We start from the raw sequence: 5,328 nt of genomic DNA, 5'->3' as shown, positions 1-5,328 counted from the left end.
CCAAGGAACCGCTGGAAATGTTTGCGCTGGACAGCTTGAAGATGGTCGRCACCGTGGGGACAGGTGCCGCAACGGAAGTGCTCGTGAAGGACCCCGGTGGCGTGATCCACCGTGTCCATCGCAACGAATACATGGGCCAGAACTATGGTCGGGTCACCGCGGTAGCCGATGACCATATCGACCTGGTGGAACTGGTATCCAATGGCAACGGTGGCTGGATGGAACGTTCCGCCAGCATCGCGCTCAGCGAGAAATAAGAAACAGGGGCTGATGCAATGACCAACCAAATCAAAACCGTTCGGGGCAGTGTCATGCGCCAGGCTAGCCGTTATGTGGTTGTGGGCCTGCTGACGCTGGGCGCCGCCTGGTCGAACGCGGCGGCTGCGGCCACCAGCACCCTGAAGGACATCAGCTACGACACGCTGCCAGGTGGCCGTGTCGAGCTGCATCTGAACTTCGCCCAGGGTCCGGTGCCGGAACCGAAGATCTTCACCACCGGCAATCCACCGCGCATCGCGGTCGATTTCCCCGATACCGATAACGCGGCGGCTCGCCATCTCGATATCGGCAAGGGTGCAACGACCGGCGTCTCGGCGGTTTCCGCCGGCGGCCGCACCCGCGTCGTGGTCGAACTGGTGCGCGACTCCACCTACCGTTCCCGCGTCGAGGGCAACAGCCTCGTGCTCACGGTGAACAACGGTACCGATGCGCAGACCACCACCACGGCATCGAACATCGATCCGTCCAAGGCGCTGCCGTCGATGGCCAGTGGCCCGGCGGTGTCCAACATCGACTTCCGCCGCGGTCCCAATGGCGAAGGCCGCATCCTGATCGACTTCAGTGCCGCCGGCGCCAGTGCCGACATGAAGCATCAGGGCGACAAGGTGATCGTGGATATCAGCCACGCCAACCTGCCGCCCAACCTGGCCCAGCGCCTGGACGTGCTCGATTTCGCCACGCCGGTGCAGTCGATCGTCACCAAGTCCAGTGGTGGCGGTGCGCATATGGAAATCAGCACCAAGGGTGTGGTCGATACGTCGGCCTACCAGAGTGGCAACCAGTACGTGGTGGAAGTGGCGCCCAAGAAGAAGGATCCGAAGGCCGATGCCGCGCTGGCCAAGGGTCAGGAGCCGGTCTATACGGGCAACCGGGTGACCTTCAACTTCCAGGACATTCCGGTGCGTTCGGCCCTGCAGCTGCTGGCTGACATCTCCGGTCTCAACCTGGTGGCTTCCGACACCGTGGGTGGCAGCGTCACGCTTCGCCTGGTCAACGTGCCGTGGGATCAGGCCCTCGACGTGGTGCTGCGCGCCAAGAGCCTGGACAAGCGCCGCAACGGCAACGTGATCTGGATCGCGCCGCAGGAAGAACTGGCCAAGTACGAGCAGAGCATCGCCGATGCCCGCATCAAGGCTGAGGACAACGCCGAGCTGGTCACCGACTATGTGCCGATCAGCTATGGCAAGGCCAAGGACATTGCCAAGCTGCTGACCACGGGCACACAGCAGAGTACAGGTGGCGGCGGCAACAGCAGCGGTGCTTCTCGGGGCTTCCTGTCCTCCCGCGGTAGTGTCTCGTTCGACGATCGTACGAACACCTTGCTGATCAACGACAACCCGCAGAAGATCCGCGAGCTGCGTGCACTCATCGCCGTGCTGGACAAGCCGGTGCAGCAGGTGCTGATCGAGTCGCGCATCGTCATCGCCACCGACAACTTCACCCGCGAGCTCGGCGCCAAGTTCGGCGTGCAGGGCAAGAAGGTGAATCCGAGCGGCCAGACGCTTTCGACCGGCGGTCAGTCCAACGGCGACGGCACGGCCGGCGGCATCAACGTCAACCTTCCGACCAGTACGCAGGCCGGCAGCTTCGCCCTGGGCATCCTCGGCAAGAACTACGCCCTGGACCTGGAACTCTCGGCCGCACAGACCGAAGGCCGTGGCGAAGTGATCTCCAGCCCGCGCGTCATCACTGCCAACCAGCAGGAAGCAGTGATTCGCCAGGGTCAGGAAATCGGCTACGTGACCTACCAGAACACCGCCACCGGCGCGGCCGGCAGCGGCACGGCGACCGTGCAGTTCAAGGACGCCGTGCTTGAGCTGAAGGTCACCCCGACCATCACCTCCGACAACCGCGTCTACCTGATGATCAACGTGAAGAAGGACGCGCTGGCGGACTTCATCACTGTGCCGGGCAGTGGCCAGGTGCCGCAGATCGACACGCGTGAGATCAACACCTCGGTGCTGGTCGACAACGGTCAGACGGTGGTACTGGGCGGCATCTACGAGATCACCAAGCAGAACAACGCCACCAAGGTGCCGGGTCTGGGCGATATCCCGGGTCTGGGCGTGCTGTTCCGCAACACCTCGCGCGAAAGCGACAAGGCGGAGCTGCTGATCTTCGTGACCCCGCGCATCCTGAGCGACAGCCTGCAATAAGCGTGGTTTCACTGAAATAAGGCAAAGGGGCGGCTTCGGCCGCCCCTTTGTTTTGGGCACGCCAGCCGCGCTCGATGGGGGTCGGAAGTCATGGGTAGTAAACTTCCGGAGCCAGTTAAGGTCTGTCGTTACGTTCAACCTTGATGGATTCCCCGATGGACATGCCCGAGGCCCCCACCTCATCCAGCCTGCAAGAGGCTTTCCTGCGCGTGCGCGATGAGCTGCAACGCAGCGTCATTGGCCAGCCGCACCTGATCGATTGCCTGCTGGTGGCCCTGTTGGCCGATGGTCACCTCCTGGTCGAAGGCGCCCCGGGCCTGGCCAAGACCACTGTCGTCAAGGCGCTGGCAGCCTGCATCGAGGCCGATTTCCACCGCGTGCAGTTCACGCCCGACCTGTTGCCGGCCGATCTCACGGGCACCGACGTGTTTCGTCCGCAAGCGGGCAGTTTCGAGTTCGAGCGTGGCCCGCTGTTCCACAACATCGTGCTGGCCGACGAAATCAACCGCGCACCGGCCAAGGTGCAATCGGCCCTGCTCGAAGCGATGGCCGAACGCCAGATCACCGTGGGACGCAGCACCTGGCGCCTGCCGGAGCTGTTCATGGTGATGGCGACGCAGAACCCGATCGAGCAGGAAGGCACGTTTGCGTTGCCCGAGGCACAGCTCGACCGCTTCGTGATGCACGTGACCATCGGTTATCCCGACGCGGCCGCCGAGCTGGCCATCCTGCAGCTGGCCCGCGAGCAGGCGCGCAGGAGCCTGCATCCGGTAGCGGTGGCGCGGCCCAGCTTGAGCCAGAACGATGTCTTCAGTGCACGCGAGGCCGTGCTGGATGTGCACATGGCGCCGGCGCTGGAGGAATACATCACGCAACTGGTGCTGGCGACACGCGAGCCGGGCGCCTACGGCGCGGAGCTCAAGCGCTGGATCGCCYGGGGCGCCAGCCCGCGAGGGACCATCGCACTGGATCGCTGCGCTCGCGCCCACGCCTGGCTGGCCGGGCGCGATTACGTGCTGCCTGAAGACGTGCACGCCATCGTCCACGAAGTGCTGCGCCATCGCGTCCTGCTCAGCTACGAAGCGGAGGCCGAAGGCGTTCGCAGCGATCAGGTGATACGCCGCGTACTGGATCTTGTGCCCCTGCCGTGAGTGCCGTTGCTCCCATCACACCGGACGGCGATGGCCGTACGAGCGTCCGCCTCGCCGAATTGGTGGCCTTGCGCGCACGGGTCGCCAAAGCGGCGCTGCCGAGGCTGGAAAGCCGGGCGATGCGCTCGGGCCAGCAATCCAGCCGTCTATACGGCCGCGGCATGGATTACGCCGAATCGCGTGTCTACCAGCCGGGCGACGATGTGAGACGCATGGATTGGCGGCTGACCGCGCGTAGCGGCCGCCTGCACACCAAGTTGTTCCAGGAGGAACGCGAGGGTCGCTTGCTGATCCTGCTCGACGCCCATGAGAGCATGCGCTTTGGTACCCGTGTACGCCTGAAATCCGTGCAGGCTGCGCGTGCTGCGGCGCTGGCTGCGTGGTACGCCGTGCGCGCGGGTGAGCGGGTAGGCTTGATGTCCTTTGGTAACGGTCACCGCATGCTGCGGCCGCAGTCGGGCACGCGCGGTGCGCTTGCCGTCTGCGGTGCGCTGGCGGATTGGGATGCCAGCTATGCGCCGATTCCGGGCGAGCCGCTGTCCGATGTGCTGTTGCGCGCGGGGCGGCTGATGCATGGCGCCAATCGCGTATTGTTGATCAGCGACGGGCTCAGCTGCGACGACGGTGCGCAGGGTCACCTGCTCAAGCTGTCGCACAAGGCGGGCATCCGCGTGCTGGTGGTGGCAKATGCCCTGGAGCTGGGGCTGCCGCCCGCAGGGCGTTATCCGATGGAACACGATGGCATCCGCCGCGAAGTGGCCCTGTTTGGCGGGCGTCAGCGCCGCGAGTTCCAGCAGGCGCTTGGCGCAGGGCAGAGCCGACTCAACGCCATGGCGCAAGCGCTCGGCCTGCCGCACAGCACCATCGATACCGCCGCCGATCCGCTGGATGCCGTGATGTCGCTGCTGGCGCCCGGAGTACGTCGATGAGCGCGCCAGCCGCCGCACCGGCCAACGGCCCTTTGCTGCGCGACATCCATCTGCCGCCGCCGCCCTCATGGTGGCCGTTGGCGCCCGGATGGTGGGGCCTGATGGTGTTGGGACTGCTCGCCGTCGGCGTGTCCATCTGGTGGTGGCGTCGACAGCGCCGCCGTGCTGGCGACGAACGGCGCGTGTTGGCCGAGGTCGACCAGGTGCTGTCGTTGTGTCGCGAGCAACCGCAAGCGCTCGCCAGCGGATTGCATCAGCTGTTGCGGCGGGGCGCGCTGCGCATCGATCCGGCTGCCGCGCAGCAGCGTGGCGAGGCCTGGCGCCAGACGCTGGCGCGGATGCCCGTCGACGCCATCGCGCTTGAGCAACTGCACGGTTTGGAAGCAGCCATGTACCGCCCGGCGACGCCATTGGATCCCGATGCCGCGGCAGGCGCCACGCGCCGCTGGTTGCAGCTGGCGTGGCGCCACCGCGTCCCATCGTCTGGCCAGGGTTTGGGTGGCCGCAAAGCGAGCGGGATGCTGCCATGACCGAGTTCGTCTGGCCGTGGATCATCGTGCTGGCGCCGCTCCCGTGGCTGTTGCGGTGGTGGCTGCGTCCTGCCGCGCCGGGGCAGGCCCTGCACATTCCCCATCCGGGCGTGCATCTGGACACGCCCGAGCGACAGGGGCGAGGCGGCTGGCGTACCTGGTTGCTGGTGCTCGCGTGGCTGGCCCTGCTTGCCGCGGCTGCGCGCCCTCAATGGGTGGGGCCACCCCAGGCCCAGCAACGCAGCGGGCGTGCCCTGATGCTGGCGGTCGATCTATCCGGAAG

6 protein-coding genes are annotated in these 5,328 nt (G+C 65.9%); all 6 read left to right on the top strand.

Going from position 1 to position 5,328, the window contains the following annotated elements:
* A partial coding sequence (locus tag AC1DMG_RS19405; protein ID WP_477180936.1) for a pilus assembly protein PilP occupies positions 1-257 on the top strand: 257 nt, incomplete at its 5' end.
* Positions 258-311: 54 nt separating this feature from the next.
* Positions 312-2,435 carry a type IV pilus secretin PilQ gene (locus tag AC1DMG_RS19400; RefSeq protein ID WP_477175038.1) on the top strand — a complete coding sequence of 708 codons (2,124 nt, stop codon included), beginning with the start codon at positions 312-314 and terminating at the stop codon, positions 2,433-2,435.
* 155 nt (positions 2,436-2,590) lie between these two features.
* On the top strand, positions 2,591-3,586 hold the full coding sequence (locus AC1DMG_RS19395; RefSeq protein ID WP_477180935.1) for an AAA family ATPase: 996 nt from the start codon (positions 2,591-2,593) through the stop codon (positions 3,584-3,586).
* Positions 3,583-4,515, top strand: coding sequence for a DUF58 domain-containing protein (locus AC1DMG_RS19390; protein ID WP_477180934.1), 933 nt, complete (start codon positions 3,583-3,585; stop codon positions 4,513-4,515). Before AC1DMG_RS19395 ends, AC1DMG_RS19390 begins: the two co-directional genes overlap by 4 nt.
* Entirely contained in the window at positions 4,512-5,045 is a 534-nt protein-coding gene (locus tag AC1DMG_RS19385; protein WP_477175036.1) for a DUF4381 family protein, read from the top strand. The genes AC1DMG_RS19390 and AC1DMG_RS19385 overlap by 4 nt, the downstream gene beginning before the upstream one ends.
* The coding region (locus AC1DMG_RS19380; protein WP_477180933.1) for a vWA domain-containing protein at positions 5,042-5,328 on the top strand (287 nt) is incomplete at its 3' end. The genes AC1DMG_RS19385 and AC1DMG_RS19380, both read left to right, overlap by 4 nt.

It is taken from the genome of Dyella sp. 01N36 (assembly GCF_056399745.1).
The sequence above is the reverse complement of the archived record's forward strand: the minus strand, read 5'-3'. Positions and strand labels throughout refer to the sequence as shown.